Source organism: Actinocorallia sp. B10E7 (genome assembly GCF_039871655.1).
GTDB lineage: Bacteria > Actinomycetota > Actinomycetes > Streptosporangiales > Streptosporangiaceae > Actinocorallia.
The window spans coordinates 1-18,668 of record NZ_JBDPLZ010000010.1 but is presented as its reverse complement, the minus strand read 5'-3'; the positions used below and the strand labels follow the sequence as shown (position 1 = coordinate 18,668).

The following is an 18,668-nucleotide window of genomic DNA, read 5'->3' as shown; positions in this document are numbered from 1 at the left end:
CCCGCCTGACAGGAGGATTCGATGGGCCTCATCATCGACGTCGACAGCCATTTCCAAGAACCGCCGGACTGGCTCGTGACCGTCGACGGGACACTGGCCTCCCGGGTGGATCCGGGATGGTACTTCCGAACCACGACGCGCGACCTGTTCTCGTTCTTCAGTGACAAGGCGCCCGAGGACCGCCTCGAGGCCGACGCCGAACGGCTGACCGCCTCCATCAGGGCCTCCCAGGAGTTCTTCGCCGGCTTCACCACCCTGAAGGAGGCGGCCGAGGCCGCGCGGAACAGCCGGTTCCGCGGCATGGCCTATCCCTGGGGCGGTTACCTGCCGGAGGAGCGCCTGGAATGGATGGACAAGAACGAGATCGACCTCCAGCTCATCAACCCGGCCTCCGCCCTGGTCACCGTCGACCGGATCGCGACCTACCTGGAGCCGCAGGACGTCCCCAGGGCCATCCGGGCCTACAACGACTGGGCTGCCTCGGTCGTGGCCGGGCACACCGACCGGCTGATGACGACCGCGTTGTTGTGGTGGGAGGACGTCGACTGGTGCGTCCGGGAGCTCCACCGGACGCGCGAGCTCGGCAGCCGGGCCTTCCTTCTGCCGGGACGGCCGCCCGCAGGCAAGTCGCACGCGCACAGCGACTTCGAGCCGATCTGGCGGGCCGCGAGCGAGCTCGGCATGTCCGGGGTCCTGCACTTCGGATTCCTGGGCGGTCCCGAGGTCGCGTCCGGCTGGTACCGGACCGGCCGGCAGGAGCTCGGCGACGTCGGTTACGCGCTGGCCAGCGTGGCCGCGACCAACCCGCAGCTGCTCACCGCCTCGCTGATCGCCTCCGGCGTGTTCGAGCGGAACCCGGGTTTCACCCTGATGCTGCAGGAGTATCAGGCCACGGGCTGGGTGCCCGCCTGGGTGCGCCAGCTCGACTACCTGTTGACGCTCCCGATCCTGCGCAACATCACCGGCCGGTGGAAGCTGCCGCTGAAACCCAGCGAATACTTCCGCCGCCAGGTCCTGGTCGTCGCTCAGCCGGGCGACAGGATCCGGGACGCGCTCGCCGCTCTCGATGGGGAATGCGTGGTGTTCTCCTCCGACTTCCCCCACCCCGAGGGCTCCTCCACCCCGACGGCCGACTTCCGGACCCTCATCGACCGCGAGCCCCTCCCCCGAGAGCACAGCGACGCCTTCTTCGGGGGCACGATGAGGCGCGTGCTGTCGGTCCCGGCATGAAGTTCAGATTCGGGATCCAGTTCACCCGTACGGGTTCGCTCGCCGACTGGCTGGACACCGCCAGGAAAGCGGAGGACTCCGGCTTCTCGACGCTTCTGGTCCCCGACCACCTCGGGGACCAGTTCGCGCCGTTCCCCGCTCTCACGGCCGCCGCGGGAGTCACCAGCACGCTGCGTCTGGGGACGCTGGTGCTGGCCAACGACTTCCGCCACCCGGTCCTCCTCGCCCAAGAGGCGGCGACGCTGGACCTGCTCAGCGGAGGGCGTCTGGAACTCGGGCTGGGCGCGGGATGGATGCGTTCGGAATACGAGTCCGCCGGACTGCCGTTCGATTCCTCCGGAACCAGGGTCGAACGGCTCGGGGAGTCCCTCGAGCTGCTGCGTCTGCTCTGGGAGGGCGGGCCCGTCTCGTTCGAGGGACGGCACTACCGAACCGAGGGCCATGTCGGCCTGCCCTCTCCGGTCCAGTCCAGGCTCCCTCTCCTGGTCGGCGGCGGCTCCCCGCGAATCCTGCGGACGGCGGGACGACACGCCGACATCGTCGGCGTCCACCACGACCTGCGAAGCGGTGCCGCCGGGGCGCTCGACACCACGCCGGACATGACGGCCAGGAAGCTCCAATGGGTCCGCCAGGGTGCGGGTGACCGCTTCGCCGACCTGGAGCTGCAGGTCGGTGTGGGGATCCTCTGGGTCACGGCTCGTCCCGCCAACGTCCTGGACGGGCTCGGCCGGCGCCTGGGCCTGCCCGCCGACACAGTCGCCGAACTGCCCAACGTGCTGGTGGGCGACACCGGCCAGATCATCGAGCGGCTCATCGAACGCCGTGACCGCTACGGCTTCAGCTACGTCGTCTTCCAGGGCCGCGACCTGGAAGACGCCCTTCCCGTCGTCGCGGCGCTCGCCGGCTGCTGACCTCAGCCGGCGAGGCCGTCGACGGCGACCGCGGAGAACAGCAGAGCCAGGTAGGCGTTGGACAGGTGGAAGAAACGCATCGGCCGGGCCGCCCGGGTCCGCAGGAAACGGATGGCCCCGCCGATCAGCGCCGTTCCCAGGAGCAGGGCTGCCGCCCCGTACCAGACTCCCATTCCCGCCACCGGCCACAGCGCCAACGAGCAGGCCACCGTCAGCACGCTGTAGACCAGGATCTCCCATCCCACCCGGCGCGCGGACGCGACCACGGGAAGCATCGGCACTCCGGCCGCCGCATAGTCGTCCCGGTAACGGGTGGCCAGGCTCCAGGTGTGCGGCGGCGTCCACAGGAACACCACGCCGAACAGGACCAAGGGTGTGAGATCCAGGCCGCCGGTCACCGCCGACCACCCGATCAGCACGGGCATGCAGCCGGCGGCGCCGCCCCAGACCACGTTGTGCCGGGACCGCCGCTTCAGCAGCAGGGAGTACACCAGGACGTAGTAGAGGATCGCCGCGACCGACAGCGCCGCGGCCACCGCGTTCACCGTCACCGCGAAACCGGCGGTCGAGACCGCGGCCAGGACCAGGCCGAACCCCAGGGCGGCGCCCGGGGAGACCTGCGCGCGGGCCAGCGGTCTTCGCCTGGTGCGCCTCATGAGGGCGTCGATGTCCCGGTCGAGGTAGCAGTTGATCGCGTTGGCGGCGCCGGCGGACATGGTCCCGAACACCAGCGTGGCCGCCGCCGTGGTGAGCGGCGGCACCTCGCGCCGGGCGAGGAACATCGCGGGCAGCGTCGTGATCAGCAGCAGTTCGATGACCCGCGGTTTGGTCAGCGCCAGATAGGCCCTCAGGATGCCGCGTCGTCCACGGGGTGAGGTGCGCCGTGCAGGGACTCGTAGGTCGAGAACGCCTCTTTGCGCGCGCGATCCCAGAGCCATCCGGCCTCCTCCGTCGCCTCCGCCAGTCCGATGAGTTCCATCCTGCGCAGGAGCGTGCGCCGGGCGCCCGCGTACCGGCGCTCGTGCTGCGCGGCGATCACCGCCCTCATGGGAGGGAGCGACGTGCCGGGAAGCCGCCGTTCGGGCGCCACCAGCGCGGGCACGACCTGCGGCACCGCGTCGAGGATCGCCTGCAGCACCGCCTGGCGGTGTCCCGTGTTCACCCCTTCACGGGCGGCGTACATACCGAACGCCATGTGCCGGGACTCGTCCCGTATGACGTTGCGCAGCCCGGTGTCCAGGACGGCGAGCCTGCCGCGCAACTGCCTCACCATCGAGAGCATCGAGCCGAGCACCGACATGGCCAGCACCCCCTCGGCCATCAGGTGGTAGAAGGTGACCGCCGTGTACCAGGCCCGGCGATCGTCCGGGGCCTCGCGGAGCCGTCCGGTGCGCAGCCGGAGCCCCTCGTCGAAGATGGAGCTGACCGCGTCGGCCGACCCGCTCCACGCCTCGGCGATCACCTCCTCCCTGCTCTCCTCGCCGCCGCGCACCTGGCTCAGGTAGTCGGCGAAAAAACGGGTGTGCCGCGCCTCGTCGGCGATCTGCGTGCACAGGTACTGCTGGGCGTCGAGGCTTGGAGCGGCGTCGGCCAGCGGCGACAGGGTCGCGCTGACGGCGGCCTCGCCGAAGACGAACCCGCTGATCATCGTCTCGAGTTCGCCGCGGCCGTATCCGCCCATCGCCTGCCAGTCCGCCCGGTCGTCGGCCGGGCGGAGGTCGGACAGGCGCCATTGCTGCTGCTCCCACTTGCGGAAGAGATCCGCAGGAGAGATGACCTTCTCCTCCTCGGCCTCCATCTGCTCAACCGTCATCTCCGGCTCCTTCCGTGACTGTGAGCGAGTCGTACACGGTGACCCCGCCGATCGATCCGTCCGCCAGGTCCCGGAACATGGCACGGCGCATCGGCTTTCCACTGGAAGTGCGTCGCATGGCGTCCCGTGTGACGGAGAGCACCAGGATCCGAGCGGCACCGACGGCGGACCTGAGCGTTCTCACCACCTTCTCGGCCCATGGCCCAGGTGCCCTCACCACGAGGACGGCGGCGGTGTCACGGCCGTCGAGCGCGCCGAGGAGCACCGTGCAACGGCTCACTCCGAGTGCTCCGGACCGGGCGATCAAGGACTCCAGGTCTTCGGCGAACACCTGGACGCCCCGGACCTTCATCCCGTCGCCGAGGCGCCCGACCACGTACAGCCCGCCGTTCCAGACGAAGCCCGCGTCACCGGTGCGGAAGCGCTTCCAGCGTGCGCCGGTGACGCCCCTGTACCCGTCGGCCAGGGCCCGCCCGCCGACCACGATCTCACCGAGCACGCCGGGCTCCACCGGGTCGCCGTGCTCGTCGTGCACCGAGACCTCCGCTCCGGGGAGCGCCGAGCCGCACGAGACCAGTTCCAGGAATGATCCGTCGGCGAGGATCTCGGTCTCCGCGACCGCCTTGTCGCCCAGCCTCAACCTGGACCGGTCGACGCGCACCCGCTCGTCGGCGATGCCCGGGAGCTTTCCGGTGACCGCGAGCGTGGCCTCGGCGAGCCCGTAGGCGGGCAGGAGCGCCTCCCGCCGAAGCCCGAAGGGGGCAAGGAACTCCGCCGTCGCGTCCAGCAGACCGGGGTCGATCGGCTCGGCGCCGACCACGAGCGCCTCCAGAGCGGAGAAGTCGCACCCTTCGAGATCACGGGCGCGCACCCGGCGCAGGATGTGCGCCAGAGCGAAAGGCGGCACGGCCGTGATCTGGAACCTTCCGGAGCCGAGGACCCGCAGCCACCGCGCAGCACCCTGGATGAACTGCGGCGGCTGCATCACCTGCAGATCCGAGCCCGTGACGACGCTGGGCAGGGTGTTCCCCACCAGGCCCATGTCGTGGTGGATCGGCAGCCAGGTGGACACGCCCCGGTCCGGTCCGTACCCCAGCCAGCGCCCCAGCAGCTCCAGCTGGGCCTCGAGAGCCGAGCGGGAGACCTCCACGCCCTTCGGTGCCGCGGACGACCCGGAGGTGAACTGGAGCAGGCAAGTGCTCGCCGGGTCCACGGCCACGATCTCGGCCAGGGGGCCGGTCCGGGGTACGCGCCCGGGCACGAGAGGCGGACTGCCGGTCCGCGCCAGGACGAGGGGTTCGAGCACATGCAGCATGCTCTCCTCCACGACGACGGCGCGCGGCGCCGCCACGTCCAGGATCGCGCTCACGTGCTCCTCGTAGCTCGTCTTGTTCTGGAAGAGCCCCGGGGGTACGACCGGGGAGGGGATCGCCCCGAGGGCCAGCGCTCCGAAGAACACCTCCACGAAGCCCGGACCGTTGCGGTGGACGATGGACACGACCTCACCGGCCGTCACCCCCGCCTCGGCCAGGGAGGCGGCCATCGTCCGGGTCCGGAACGCGAGCTCGGTATAAGGGGTGCGCCGCCACCGGCCCTCGTCGTCGAGCAGCGTGACCCCGCGGTCGGCACGCGGCGCCTCGAGCCAGTCCAGGATGCCGGGGAAGTCCAGATCGACGCGGCTCATCCGAGGCCTCCCGGGTGGTCGGCGATCACGTTGACCGCGTGCACGATCCGCACGAGCTCGATGACCGCGAAGACGGAGAGCAGCCGCGTGCCGATCCACGACGTCACGCGTGACCTCCAGATCCGCACCGGGGTCCGCCACCGGTCCCGGCCGACCGTCGCCAGGACGGCCGCCACGAGCATGATGATCCCCGGCGGAAGGAGGCTGATGTGGATGACCGCGGGGAGCACCAGCAGGATCGGCGTCCACAGCTTCCAGGTCGGCTCGCCGGCGAGGAAGCCCCCGTCCATCAGCCGTTCCGCGGTCCAGGCGAGCAGCCAGCCGAAGAGACCGGGGAGGACGATGAAGACCGGCACCGTCAGGTACAGGGGTTCGACCGCGTAGAAGTCCACCCCGTCGGTCCTGATGAACATCGCCCCGCCGATCAGGGCACCGAAGACACCGGTCATCGCGGGGCGGTGCCGTTCGGCCAGCCAGGGGCGCACGAGCATGTAGAGGGCTCCGACCTGGGCGCCCATCGCGATCCCGACCTCGAGCAGCTCGAAGGTCTTCAGGCTCCACTCGCCGATCGTGGAGTCCGCGTCGGTGGTCAGCCCCATCGACGCCTGCGGCGAGGTCAGCCTCAGCACGAACATCGCGAGGCGCCCGAGGACCCCGCCGACGAGCAGGCCGACGAACGCTCCCGCGACGACGCCGACCGCGTAGGCGCGCATGGCGGGGCCGTCGGCCGGTGAATCGGTGGTTCCCTGCCCTTCGGGCTTGGTGATCGTCATCTGTGTCTTGGCCTTCCTCATCGCGGGATCGGGGAGTCCGGATCGAGAAGCCCGGATGCCAGGACCGAGTGGAACCGGTCCGCCAGCTCACGGACCAGCCGATCGGGCACCCTGGGCGAGTAGCCGACGCCCAGTCGGCGGCCGTGCGGCGATTCGTGCAGTGATACGTGCAGGTCCGAGGTGAAACCCGCTCCCTCCATCCCGTAGGACAGGGGGTGGAGCAGACGTTCGCTCCCCTCGGAGGCCTCGTCCTCGTGGAACGCCTGGTAGACGATGTCGACGGCGGAGGTCCCGTCCCGCCGCAGCCGCCGCATGGCGGGACTGCCCATGAGCCGGTGGTAGGGGACGGTTCCGCGTCCCATCGCCGACAGGACGGTGTCGCGGGCCCCGCGCAACCGGGCCCGGAAGGTGTCCCCGCCGGGAACGCTCACCGGCACCGTGCTGATGAAGGGCCCGAGCGCGGTGCGCAGCAGGCTGGACCGGCGTGTGCTCACCTCCAGCGCCACCAGGGTCTCCGACTGCCCCGACATGGCCTGGAGCGCGGCCCCGAGCGCGGCGAGGCCCGCCATGAAGGGGCTGACCCGTTCGGCGGTCAGCAGCGACCGCAGCGCGCCGTCGTCGATCTCGTCCAGGTCGAAGGAGCGTGCCCTGCCCTCGCCCGGGGGACCTCCCCTGGCCTCGACCCCCGGTAGCACCGGAGGCGTGGCCCGGCTCAGCTCGGCGGCGGCCTCCTGCACGAGGTCGGCGAGCCGGCCGTCGTAGGTGTCCCGTTGCCAGGCCGCGTAGTCGGCGTACCCGAGGGGGTCCGGGGGCGCCGGTGCTCCGCCGAGCGCGGTGAGGATCCGCCGTTCGATCTCGTCGAGAGTCACGGCGTCCGCCACCGCGTGGTGCACCACGGTCGCCAGTACGTGGCCGCCGTCCTGGACCGGGATGACCGCCGACCTGAAGACCGGGCCCCGATAGGGGTCGAGAGGCTGCCTGACGAACTCGCCGGCCGTCGCGGCCGCGCCCGGCCAGGAGTCCTCGCCAGGCCGGAGAGAGAGGATCTCGGGCGCCACCGCCGGATTGTCCGACCGCTGCATGAAGGCGCCGTTACGCCGTTCGAAGGTGGTGCGCAGGATGTCGTTGGCGGCCACCGATTCCAGAGCCGAGATGAGCCGTTCTCTCTCGACACCGGATTCCGCCCTGTACAACCGCGGCATGTTGAACGTACCGGTCCTCCGCATACGCGCGAGGTAGAGCATCCACTCCTGCTCGTAGGAGGCGGGCGCGTCGGTCCTGCCGACGGCGAAATCCTGGAGTCTCCGACCGCGGTTCACCGCGAAGGCACCTCTCTGGGCTCGTACAGCCGGTTGCGCGCCTCGATGAGTTCGGGGAACAGCCGTTCGTCGAGCTGGAGCCTCAGGTAGTCGGCCGAGTGCCCTCCGGTGCCCTTCATGTCGCCGATCTGGCGCCTGGCCAGTCGCCAGTGCCGACCCATCCAGTCAGCGAACGCGTCGTCGAAGTCCACCAGGAGCTCCGCGGCGTCCCGCAGGCCGCCGGGTCTGCGGTACACCTCGCCGAGACCGCCCTTCTGGGCGGCGAGCCGACCGAAGGCCTCCCGCAGGCATGGACCGGGCCCGCGGCAGGCCTGGACGAGCGCGGCGTACTGGCGCGACTGTATCGCCGAGGCCCGGCCCAGTTCCTCTCGGAACTCGGCGAACTCCGTCGGGAGCATCATGCCGAGCACGTCCAGGGCCGACGACAGCTGTGACATGACCCGCACCGCCACCCGCAGATGCCGGATCGCGCCGGGGACGTCCGCGTCCGACAGCCGGAACGTGACCGCGGGCAACTCGCGCAGGAGCGTGGCCAGCCACAGCTCCGACACCTGGTGCACCGTGATGAACAGGCCCTCGGCCGGCACGTCGGTACGGGGGACGTGCAGAGCGAGCAGTTCACGAACGCGCACGTAGGCCTCGTAGGGATTGGGGTCCGCGCTCACGGCGCTCCTTCCGGGTCGTCGATCGAGTAGGCCTCGGACTGCGCCTGGTAGAGACGCGCATAGCGGCCGCCGGCCGCGAGGAGTTCCTCGTGCGTGCCGGTCTCGGTGACCGCGCCCTCGGCGAGGACGACGATCCGGTCGGCGAACCGCACCGAGCCGAGCCGGTGGGTGACCAGGACGACCAGCCCCCGCCCGGTCCGCCTGGCCTCCTTCGCGGCCCGGGCGTAGTGGAGGAAGAGGCGGTGCTCGGTCTCCGGGTCGAGGGATGCCGTCGGCTCGTCCAGGACGAGGACCCGGGGTTCCTCCCGCATCATCGAGCGCGCCACGGCGAGCTTCTGCCACTGGCCGGTCGAGAGCTCGGCTCCGCCGGTGAAGGAACGCCCCAAGGGCGTGTCCAACCCCAGAGGGAGCCCTTCGTCGAAGGACGCGCCGTCGGCGCGGGCCAGCGCGCCGCGGATCGCCTCGCGGTCACCGAGCCGGGGAAGGTCGCCCAGCCCGACCGCCTCACCCGCCAGGACCTCGGGGCGCAGGAAGTCCTGGTAGGCCGCCGACACCCGGTTCCGCCAGTGTTCGGCGCCGAATCCGCGGAGATCCGCGCCGTTCCACTCCACCCGTCCTTCAGTCGGGTCGTACAGCCGGCACAGCAGCTTGGCCAGCGTGGACTTCCCCGCGCCGTTCTCGCCCACCACTGCGATCGTCTGCCCTTCCTCGAGGTCCAGATCGATATTCCGCAGCGCCGGCTTCTCGGAGCCCGAATAGGTGAATCCCACGTTCCGCAGGACGAGACCGCCGGCCACCGCGTCGGGTTCAGGCCCGTCCGGCGACCCCGTGCCCCTTGCGAGGCCCAGCAAGGACAGGAAGCGTTCTGCGGTCCTACCGGAGCGGGCGAGCTGCGTCACGGAGTCCGCGGCCATCGCGACCTGGGCCGTGACCTGGACGGCGAGCGTGACGGTCAACAACACGTCACCGACCCCGGATCTGCCGTCGACCGCCAGGAGCACCGCGACGACCACCGCGGCGACATAAGCCATCGCGAACGCCCCGACCGCGTCCGCCTGTATGCGGAACGCACGGTAGGCGCCGGTCTCACGATGATCCTGCGCGACCTTCGACAGCCGGTCGTGGAAAGACGCCAAGTCCTCCTGCGCGCCCAGCACGGCGAGCTCCGCCGCGTGTCCTGGGTCGACCGACACCTCGTACAACGCGCGCGCCCGGCTCTCCTCGGGCATGGCCCGCTGCACGCTCTCCTGGCGCCAGGTCTCCCCGCGCCGCCCTGCCCAGACCGGCAGCAGGCCGAGGACGGGCAGGAGCAGCAGCCACGGCTCGGTCCCCCCGAGCACCACGACCGCGAACGTCAGCTGGCCGACGGCTCCGGCCAGCGTCAGCAGGAAGATGACGATCTGAGCGAGCCGGTTGACGTCCCGCTCGACCAGAGCGATCTTCTCGACCACGGCAGGGTCCTCGTGGTGGGCGATGCTCCAGGGCGTCATGCACGCCCGGGCCAGCTCCATCTCGACCGCGTGCCGTGTCTTCTCCTCGAACACCGTCCGCAGGCCGAAGGTGAACCAGAGCAGCACCAGCCACGAGCCGACGGCGCCCGCCAGGACCAGGCCCCAGAGCGAGGCGTCTGAGGTGCGGCCGGCCACGACCGCGTCGGTCACCGCCCTGATCAGCAGGGCCACGACGACGGGATGCGCGGCGATGACCAGCGTCATGAACGTCGCACCTGCGGCCCGCACGGGGTCGGCGCGCCAGGCGATCCCGATCATCGGCCGGAGCCACGCGCCCCTCATGCGCCGGCCTCCCCGGGAGCGGCGACGAACGCGGACGCCTGGGCGAGAAACATCTCGCGGTACCTTCCTCCGGCCCGCATGAGTTCGTCGTGCGATCCGTCCTCGATCACCCTGCCCCCCTCGATCACCAGAATCCGGCCGACCCTGCGAACGGTCGAGAAGCGGTGGGACACCACGATCCGCAGCAGCCCCTCGGTCTCGGCGAGAAGGCCGTCGAAGAACTCCGCCTCGCCGGCGGGGTCGATGTTGGCGGTGGGTTCGTCGACCAGCAGGACCCGGGCGCCCGCGCTGATCGTGAAGAACGCTCTGGCCAGCGCGAGACGCTGCCACTGGCCGCCGGACAGTTCGGCTCCCCCGGGCAGATCGCGACCGAGGAGCGTGTCCATCCCCTGCGGCAAGGAGGCGATCTTCTTCGCCAGCCCCACCCGTTCCAGGCATTCCATGACGGTCCTGCGCGTCGCCTCGTCGACGGGATCCGCCCGGAACACGTGGACGTTCTCGGCGACCGTCAGCGGCAACCGGACGAAGTCCTGGAACACCATGGCCAACTGCGCGCGCCACTGCCGCCTGTCCAGTTCCGTGAGCGGGACCCCGTCGACGAGCACCTGCCCGGAGTCCGGGTCGAGCAGGCCCGCGATCTGCTTGAGCAGCGTGCTCTTTCCCGCTCCGTTGGCACCGACCAGCGCCACCGAGTCGCCCATCTCCATGCGCACCGAGACCCCGTCGAGCACCGGGCGTCCTCCGTCGTAGGCGAATCTCAGCTCGCGGAGCTCGAGCGCCCCGCGCGGCATGCCCCCGGCCGTGGCGGGCGGTGGCGGGACGGCGTGCTCGGCCTTGCGCTCTTCGAGTCTGCGCACCGCCGCCACCGGGGCCAGCGCGACGTCCAGCCCGTACTGGGCGGTCCCGCCGGAGATCGCGGACGCGCCGATGAGCGCCTGGAGGAACACCGCGAAGGCACCGACCTCCAGGTCGCCTCGCGAGGCCGCGTTCACCAGCGCGCCGAAGACCACTGCGTAGATGACGACGAGCAGCCCGGTGAGCAGGGCGACCTTGACGTCCCCTCCCCTGCGCGACCGCCACGTCGGAGAGATCGCGGCACGCCACTCGTCGTCCAGTCTCCCGAGCACCCACGGGGCAAGCCCGAAGACCCGGATCTCCTTCGCGGCCCGGCCGTCGACGGCGAGTCTGCGGAAGTAGTCCGCGCGGCGGAGCGCGGCCGCCTGGCCGAAGAGCAGTTCCAGGCGCCTGGCGTTCTCCTTTCCGGCCACGGCGCGCACCCCGATCCAGGCCGCCGCGACGAGCACGCCCGCCCACACCTGGAAGAACATGAGAAGCACGACGGGACCGACCGCGGCCAACAGCGCGGTGGCGACCTCCGCGAATCCGGCGAAGGCCCGCTCCAGCGGCAGTCCTCCGGCGACACCCGACACCAGGGCCAGGTCGTCCCGGGTCTTCTCGTCCCTCAGGTGGTCGGTGCCCTGGTCGATGGCGCACGCGCGCAGGGCGCGTTCACGCAGCACGATCTCGGCGCGCTGTCCGAGAACCTCCGCGACCGTGAAGCGGATCTTGCCGGCGACCTGGGTGACCAGGAAGACGGCGCCCGCCGCGGCCACCGGTCCCAGGACCTTCCTCGCCCCGTCGGCGAACTCCATCTCCACGGCCTCGGGGATCCTGCCGATCGCCGCACCGGTGAGGATCATGAACAGCGCCGGGCCGATCCCGCCGATCGCCATCGTCGCGGCCACCATCACGGTGGAGACCCTGTCGGCGCGCCAGGCGAGCCGCAGCAGGTCCCCCTTGCCGCTCGGCCTCGCGGGAGCCGGGGCCCGTTCGCTCATGTGGCCTCCGTGCCGGGGAGGAGCGCCCCCTGCTCCGCCAGGCCCGCCACCAGGTCGGCGACGTCTCCCGCGGTGGCCACGTCGGCGGTCTCCTCGCTCGGGAGTGTCGGCAGGCCGAAGCGTTCCTCCAAGGCGAACGCCAGTTCGGCCAGGGCGAGGGAGTCGTATCCCAGGTCCTCCCTCAGCAGGGTCTTCTCGTCCACCGCGACGGACCCGGCGATGTCGGGCGGCGCGAACCTCACGACGATCTCCAGGACCGCCTCACGCAGGGGTCCGACCTCTGTTTCCGGCATGAATCCTCCTCGTTAGGCGGCGAAGGCCGTCGGCGCGGCGCCCGACGGCGATCGGAGAAACGCGAGCATGCGGGAAGCCTCCTCGCGTGTGAGTTCGTCCGGCGCGAACCGTCCGAACTTGTTGAACAGCACCTTCTCGGTGAGCTCCGAGGAGTAGCCGAGGGAGGCCAGGCGCTGTTCGAGCCCGCGCAGCTGGGCCGGCGAGGCCGCGGGATCGACCGCGGTGATCGTCTCCCAGGACGCCCGGGCGCCGGGCCTGTACAGGAAGTTCCCGTTGAGCCTGATCAGGTCGTACCGCTCGGTCTCCCTGTCCAGGGGGAAGAGGAACAGGGGGAGTTCCGGCTCCAGGCCCTGACGTCGGTGCAGGTCGCGGAACACCGCCTGCATCCTCCGGTACTTGTCCTCCCTGGAGGCGTAGTCGTGGTTGAAGGCCTCGAGCACCTCGTCGATGACCTCACGCTGCGCCGCGTCCGGCTCCGCGCCCGGCGCGATCCCCGCGAAGGGCTCCGCCACCGCCTGCAGGTACTGGTCGGCGAGGAAGTTCTCCACCGACAGGAACCGGCTGTAGGGGTTGCGCCCGAAACGGATGTTGAACGAGGCGCCGAGGTCGAGGTAGTCGAGGTAGTGCCAGAGCAGCGGCGGGATGTATATCGCGTCGGTCGGGTGGATCACGGTCGTCGCGCCGCCGGCGGCCTCCACGAACGCGCTCCGTTCGTCCTCGTCCATCGCCTGGAGGCACACCGACCCGAAGTTCCCGAAGGGGTGCAGCCACGGGGAGGAGGACGGGGAGAACAGCGTGACCTTCTTGCTTCCGAAGACCTGCGCCAGGAGAACGTGCCTCTGGTCCATATCGAAGTGGACATGCGCCCAATTGGCCGGTCCGGCCAGGAACATGTGCACGAACAGACTGTGCGCCGGCGTCTTCGGACGGCAGAACTCCGGAAGGGTGAACAGCGAGAGCAGCACGGCGGGGACGTCCCACTCGGTGACGACCTTCCGGCTCTTGCGCAGGTCGCCGAAACCGTCGAGATATTCGGCGAGCGTGCCCAGCACCGGTTCCGGGGGCTGCTCGCCGACCGCTGGGCCGGACTCCCGCAGATAGTCGATCTGCCGGGTGTACTCGTCCTGGATGAGCACCGGCATGGAGCCCAGCAGGCGCCGGGCGCCGTCGAGGGTGGCGGCCTCGGCCAGCGGTTGGTCCGCGTAGATCCCGCGGATCACGACCGGCCTGCGCGGCAGGACGTACCGGTCCCAGAATCCGGCGGTGTCGTCGGCGGTGATCTCGTCGATCTGCAACCTCGCCACTTTCTCTCCTCCTTTTCGTTGACGACGGCGCCGCTTCAGCCGCGTGCCACGGCCGAACGCCTGCGGGAGGCCGCGACGAACTCGGCGATGGTCGGGTGGGCGAGGACGGAGTCGGGGTCCACTTCCGTCTGGAGCCTGGCCGTCAACCGCCGCGCCACCTCCACGGCGGCGGAGGTGTCACCGCCCAGATCCGAGAAGCCGTCGTAGACACCCACCGAGGGCCTGCCCAGGACGTCCGCCCAGATCTGAGCGATCATCCGTTCCGCCGGGTTGCGGGGGGCGGTGTACCCCGGACCGGCGGGAGGCGTGGCGGCCCGCCGTCCCTCGAGTTCGAGCGTCCCGTCCGAGCGCCATCGTCCGCGCCGTCCGGTGCGGAACATCCGAGAGCCCGGCGCCGCGGCGAACGGGTCGGGGACGAAGCGCTCCGCCGTGCGGGCGGGCAGGTCGGGATAGCCGTGGGCCAGCCCCTCACCGGTGAGGTGGATCCAGCCCATGACGCCGACCGGAGTCGGGCGGCCGAGGTCGTCCAGCACGTAGACGCCGGCCCCGGCGATCGGCACCCCGGCCGCGAGACGCGGCCGGTCGACGTGACCCGCCTGCAGGATCGTCGGCTGCTCGGCCTCGATCGTTCCGGCGACCGCCATTCCGCCGTATTCGGGGACGCCGTAACCCGCGAGCACCGTCGCCGCGAACCGCGTCGACGGCGGTTCGAGAAGCGGATCCGCCTCGGTCACCACCAGCCTGAGCCCTTCGCAGACCGAAGAGTGGTACAGCTTCTCGGCCTGAGCGAGCGGCATCGCCGCCACGGTGATCCGGTTCTCGGTGAGCCACTTCGCGAGGTCGTGCTCGTCGGGCGAGGACGGCGCCTGGACCAGGACGGAGCCCGCGGAGAGCGCCGCCCACCGCAGCCCGACGGCGGTCGTGGCAGCGGTCTCCGGCAGGATGGCGCACCTGTCGCCGGGGTCCAGACCCTGTTCGCGTGCGAACCAGGTCGCCGCGTTCACGCAGGCCGCGTGCGAGAGCATGACCGGCCCCTCGGAGGCCGGAAGGACATAAGCGGCGTCCTGCGGGGCGACCGGCAGGCCGGGCACCGGGGGTCCCGACGGCGGTGCCGACACCTCCACGATCACACCGCCGGGCTTCGGCGCGTCGGTCGCGGTCTCCACGACGGTCAGGGCGGTGGGCACCTGGAGGCCTGGTGGCGACACGGCCGCACCGGTCATCAGAACCGCGAGCTCCGCGACGATCTGTTCGGGGTCGTCCTGGAGCGAGACGCCCACGAGCACCCCGGGTGCCGCGCCCGCCTCCCGGAGCGCCGAGGCCAGGACCCCGGCCCGTTCCTGCAGTTCCCCGTAGGTCAGGCCCGCGCCCGGCGCCTCCACCGCGAGTCCGTCCGGCGATCGTTCCGCGACGATCTCCGGCAGGGACGGTCCGGTGAGGGGCGCGCGGGAGGCCGAAGCACTCTTGGTCAGGAGCCTTCGCTCGGGCTCCGTGAGCAGGTCCAGTTGCGACAGCCGGATCGACGGATCCGCCGCGACCTGTTCGAGAACGCGTACGTAGCCGTCCCACAGCCGGGCCATGGTGGCGTCGTCGAACAGATCGGTCGAGTAGACCAGCAGGCCCGTCCAGCGCCCGTCGTCGTGCTCGACCAAGTGCATCTCGACGTCGGCCCGGGTGGTCACCAGATCGAGGTGGAAGTGCTCCGCCTCCACGTCCCGCAGGCGCAGGCTCGCCTGGGCCGCCGAGCCCGTGTCGTGTGGCTGCACCACCTGGAACAGGATCTGGGTGAGGGGATTCCGGCTCAGATCACGCCGGGGAGCCAACTCCTCCACCAGACGCTCGAACGGCAGATCCTGATGATCGAAAGCCCCCAACGCATCACCACGCACCCGCCCCAACAGATCCCTGAAACTCGGATCACCCGAACAATCAGTACGCAAAACCAACGTATTAACAAAAAACCCGACCAACGACTCCCACTCACGATGCGAACGGCCCGCCACCGGCACCCCGACCGCCACATCCTCCTGCCCCGACCACCGCACCAGCAGACCATCGAAAGCAGCCAGCAACACCATGAACAACGTCGCCGACTCATCCCGCGCCAACCGCTGCAGACCATCCACCAGACCCGACGGCATCTCGAAATCCAACCGATGCCCCGAAAAACTCAACAAAGCCGGACGCGCCCGATCAGCCGGCAACTCCAACGGAACCAGACCCGCCAGCCGACCACGCCAATAACCCAGCAACCCCTCCAGAACCTCACCCGACAGAAACTCCCGCTGCCAACCAGCAAAATCCACAAACCTCACACCAAAATCAGCAAGCCCACCACCCCCATACAAAACCCCCAACTCACGACACAACAACGACATCGACCACCCATCCGCCACGATGTGGTGGGTGGCGACGACCAGGACGTGGTCCTCTTCGGAAAGGCGGTGGAGCCGCGCGCGGAAGAGGAGGTCGCCGCCGAGGTCGAAGCGGGAGCGGCCGAATTCCTCGGCGAGCCTCCGCGCTTCGTCGGCGTCCGCGACGTCGACGTACGACAGTCCCGCGGAGGCGGCCGGAGCGATCTGGGGAACGGGCGTTCCGCCGGTGCTCGGGAAGGTGGTGCGCAGCATCTCGTGGCGTTCCACGAGCGCGTCGAGGGCAGCGCCGAGCCGGTCGACGTCGAGCGGCCCACGCAACCGGAAGGCCATGGCCATGTTGTAGAACGGTTCACCGGGAACCAGTTCGCTCAAGAACCAGATGCGCTGCTGACCGAAGGACATGGGCAGGTCGGCGCGGCCCACCAGGTCGCCGTCGTACCTGTGCAGGACAGGGCCTGCCGCTACCTCCCCGGCCTCCCCGACACGCTCGGCGAGCTCCCGGATCGTGGGGCTCTGCAGCAGAGCCGACAGCTCGAGCTCGGCGCCGCACTCCTCCCGCAGCCGGGCCACGACCTGTCCCGCCAGCAGGGAATGGCCGCCCAGCTCGAAGAAGTCGTCGTCCAGCCCGATCCCGTCCAGACCCAGGACCTCGCTCCAGATCCGGGCGACCACCCGTTCCACAGGCGTCCCCTCCACCTCCGCCGGCGCAGCGGACGGCCCTGTCGCCGCGGGATCCGGCAGGGCACGGCGATCGACCTTGCCGCTGGAGGTCTTCGGCAGGGCCGGGAGCGTCACGACCGCCGAGGGCACCATGTAGTCGGGAACCAGCCTGCGCATCCGGGCCCGCACCTCGGTCTCCTGGAGCGCGGTCTCGCCCTGGACCACGTACGCGGTCAGCCGCTGGTCCCCGGGACGGTCCTCGCGGACGACGACGGCGGCCTCGCGCACCTCCTGGATCGACAGGAGCCGGGCTTCGACCTCACCGCACTCCACCCGGAACCCGCGAATCTTCACCTGGCCGTCCGCGCGCCCGAGGAACTCGATCTCCCCCGACGCCGTCCGGCGCCCGAGGTCCCCGGTCCGGTACAGACGCGAGCCCGGCACGTCGGAGAACGGGTCCGGCACGAACCGCTCCGCGGTCAGCCCAGGACGCTTCACGTAGCCGCGCGCCACCCCGGCGCCGCCGACGAAGATCTCCCCTCTCACGCCGTCCGGCACCGGTCTCATCAGCTCGTCCAGGACGTGGACGGTCGTGTTCTCGATCGGGCTTCCGATCGGCAGTGTGACGGGGGTGTCGGAAGAGTCCAGCCCGCTCGGCGCGAAGAGCGCCTCCGTGGAGATGACGGCCGACTCCGTCAGCCCGTACACATGGTGCACGGCGTTGACCAGACCGTCCCAGCGCCGGATCAGCTCCGCGGGAAGGGGTTCACCGCCGATCACCAGCCTGCGCAACCTGGTGCCCGACGCCGGGTCGAGCGTGGACCACAGCGCGGGGACCGTCTGCATCACGTCGATGCCATGGTCGCGGATGAACCTCTCCAGACCCCGGCCCGAGACGTCATCGGCCATGGCGAGGTGCAATTCCGCCCCCGACGCCAGCGCCGCGAAGACGTCGAGCACCGACACGTCGAACACCTGCGAGACCGCCTGAGCGACACGGGTGCCGGGGCCGATCCCCCACGACGCGGCGGAGGACGCCACGACGTTGGTCAGGCCCCGGTGCGGGACGACGACGCCCTTGGGCATACCGGTAGAGCCGGAGGTGTAGATGACGTAGGCGGCGGCTTCCGCGCTCGCCACGACGGGGTCCGGCTCCCGAGGCGGCAGCTCGGAGAGCCTGCCCGGGGTCAGCACGACGCACTCCGCCTCGTCCGCCCACCCGCACTGCTCCTCGTCCTCCGCGAGAACGACGCGGGCTCCGGAGTCGGCGACCATATGGGCCAGGCGGTCACCGGGATCGCCTGGCGCGAGCGGCAGGAACGCCCCGCCCGCCTTGAGTACCGCCAGCTGGGCGACCACCAGCTCGACGCCCCGGGGCAGGCACAGGCCCACGACGGACTCCGGTCCCACCCCCGATTCCTGCAGCCGAGCGGCGAGCAGGACTGAGCGCTCCTCCAGTTCGCGGTAGGTCAGCGACTCGTCCCCCGCCACGACCGCGATCGCGCCGGGCCATCGCCGGGAGCGCTCCGAGACCAGCTCGTGCATCAGGGGGGTGTCGTTCTCGTCCACTGCGGAAACCTCCTTCGCGTGTGCCGCGGGACCCCGCGGATCCGTACGGAGATCCAGCCCGGAGAGGCGAATCGACGGATCGGTGACGACCTGTTCCAGAACGCTCAGGTACGACTGGACGAACCGGCTCATGGTCGATTCCTCGAAAAGGTCGGTCGAATAGACGACCTGGCCGCGCCAGCGGCCGCTCGCTTCCTGGGCGACCTGCATCTCCAGGTCGAGGCGGGCCGTCAGCACCTCGACGGGCACCGGAGCGACCTCGATCCCGTCGAGGTGCAGGCCTCCCGCTCCCGCCTCTTTCGCGCCTGCGACATGGAACAGGATCTGGGTGAGGGGATTCCGGCTCAGATCACGCCGGGGAGCCAACTCCTCCACCAGACGCTCGAACGGCAGATCCTGATGATCGAAAGCCCCCAACGCATCACCACGCACCCGCCCCA

At 70.6% G+C, this 18,668-nt stretch carries 14 protein-coding genes; 3 read left to right on the top strand and 11 right to left on the bottom strand.

All coding sequences use genetic code 11. The annotated features are described in order from the left end of the window. Window positions 1–21 precede the first annotated feature (21 nt). Both ABGB12_RS28055 and ABGB12_RS28050 read left to right on the top strand, forming a co-directional pair. The gene (locus tag ABGB12_RS28055; RefSeq protein WP_347682473.1) at window positions 22–1,230 is read left to right on the top strand and encodes an amidohydrolase family protein; all 1,209 of its coding nucleotides are present in this window, start codon (window positions 22–24) and stop codon (window positions 1,228–1,230) included. Then, complete coding sequence (locus ABGB12_RS28050; protein ID WP_347682472.1) at window positions 1,227–2,141, top strand: TIGR03621 family F420-dependent LLM class oxidoreductase; 915 nt, start codon at window positions 1,227–1,229, stop codon at window positions 2,139–2,141. Before ABGB12_RS28055 ends, ABGB12_RS28050 begins: the two co-directional genes overlap by 4 nt. Before the next feature lie 2 nt (window positions 2,142–2,143). Here the strand turns inward: ABGB12_RS28050 and ABGB12_RS28045 are convergent, their stop codons facing one another. The 11 genes from ABGB12_RS28045 to ABGB12_RS27995 are packed head-to-tail and all read right to left on the bottom strand — an operon-like array spanning window position 2,144 to window position 18,228. Continuing rightward, the gene (locus ABGB12_RS28045) at window positions 2,144–3,079 is read right to left on the bottom strand and encodes a heme o synthase (RefSeq protein WP_347682471.1); all 936 of its coding nucleotides are present in this window, start codon (window positions 3,077–3,079) and stop codon (window positions 2,144–2,146) included. Beyond that, complete coding sequence (locus tag ABGB12_RS28040; protein ID WP_347682470.1) at window positions 2,989–3,954, bottom strand: ribonucleotide-diphosphate reductase subunit beta; 966 nt, start codon at window positions 3,952–3,954, stop codon at window positions 2,989–2,991. Before ABGB12_RS28040 ends, ABGB12_RS28045 begins: the two co-directional genes overlap by 91 nt. Then, on the bottom strand, window positions 3,944–5,638 hold the full coding sequence (locus tag ABGB12_RS28035; RefSeq protein ID WP_347682469.1) for an AMP-binding protein: 1,695 nt from the start codon (window positions 5,636–5,638) through the stop codon (window positions 3,944–3,946). The genes ABGB12_RS28040 and ABGB12_RS28035 overlap by 11 nt, the downstream gene beginning before the upstream one ends. Further along, window positions 5,635–6,411 carry a hypothetical protein gene (locus ABGB12_RS28030; RefSeq protein WP_347682468.1) on the bottom strand — a complete coding sequence of 259 codons (777 nt, stop codon included), beginning with the start codon at window positions 6,409–6,411 and terminating at the stop codon, window positions 5,635–5,637. The genes ABGB12_RS28035 and ABGB12_RS28030 overlap by 4 nt, the downstream gene beginning before the upstream one ends. Before the next feature lie 17 nt (window positions 6,412–6,428). Beyond that, window positions 6,429–7,730 (bottom strand): condensation domain-containing protein, encoded by a 1,302-nt coding sequence (locus tag ABGB12_RS28025; RefSeq protein WP_347682467.1) that lies wholly within the window; start codon window positions 7,728–7,730, stop codon window positions 6,429–6,431. Further along, window positions 7,727–8,395 carry a tryptophan 2,3-dioxygenase family protein gene (locus ABGB12_RS28020; RefSeq protein ID WP_347682466.1) on the bottom strand — a complete coding sequence of 223 codons (669 nt, stop codon included), beginning with the start codon at window positions 8,393–8,395 and terminating at the stop codon, window positions 7,727–7,729. The genes ABGB12_RS28025 and ABGB12_RS28020 overlap by 4 nt, the downstream gene beginning before the upstream one ends. Continuing rightward, the gene (locus ABGB12_RS28015; protein ID WP_347682465.1) at window positions 8,392–10,188 is read right to left on the bottom strand and encodes an ABC transporter ATP-binding protein; all 1,797 of its coding nucleotides are present in this window, start codon (window positions 10,186–10,188) and stop codon (window positions 8,392–8,394) included. Before ABGB12_RS28015 ends, ABGB12_RS28020 begins: the two co-directional genes overlap by 4 nt. Beyond that, window positions 10,185–12,026, bottom strand: coding sequence for an ABC transporter ATP-binding protein (locus ABGB12_RS28010; protein ID WP_347682464.1), 1,842 nt, complete (start codon window positions 12,024–12,026; stop codon window positions 10,185–10,187). The genes ABGB12_RS28015 and ABGB12_RS28010 overlap by 4 nt, the downstream gene beginning before the upstream one ends. Next, window positions 12,023–12,319 (bottom strand): phosphopantetheine-binding protein, encoded by a 297-nt coding sequence (locus ABGB12_RS28005; protein WP_347682463.1) that lies wholly within the window; start codon window positions 12,317–12,319, stop codon window positions 12,023–12,025. Before ABGB12_RS28005 ends, ABGB12_RS28010 begins: the two co-directional genes overlap by 4 nt. 12 nt (window positions 12,320–12,331) lie before the next feature. After that, window positions 12,332–13,624, bottom strand: a complete 1,293-nt coding sequence (locus ABGB12_RS28000) for a cupin-like domain-containing protein (protein ID WP_347682462.1) — start codon at window positions 13,622–13,624, stop codon at window positions 12,332–12,334. A gap of 35 nt (window positions 13,625–13,659) precedes the next feature. Then, window positions 13,660–18,228, bottom strand: coding sequence for an amino acid adenylation domain-containing protein (locus ABGB12_RS27995; protein ID WP_347682461.1), 4,569 nt, complete (start codon window positions 18,226–18,228; stop codon window positions 13,660–13,662). An 18-nt stretch (window positions 18,229–18,246) separates the two neighbouring features. Between ABGB12_RS27995 and ABGB12_RS27990 the strand changes: the two genes are divergently transcribed. Next, on the top strand, window positions 18,247–18,668 hold a 422-nt coding region (locus ABGB12_RS27990; protein WP_347682460.1), incomplete at its 3' end, for a hypothetical protein.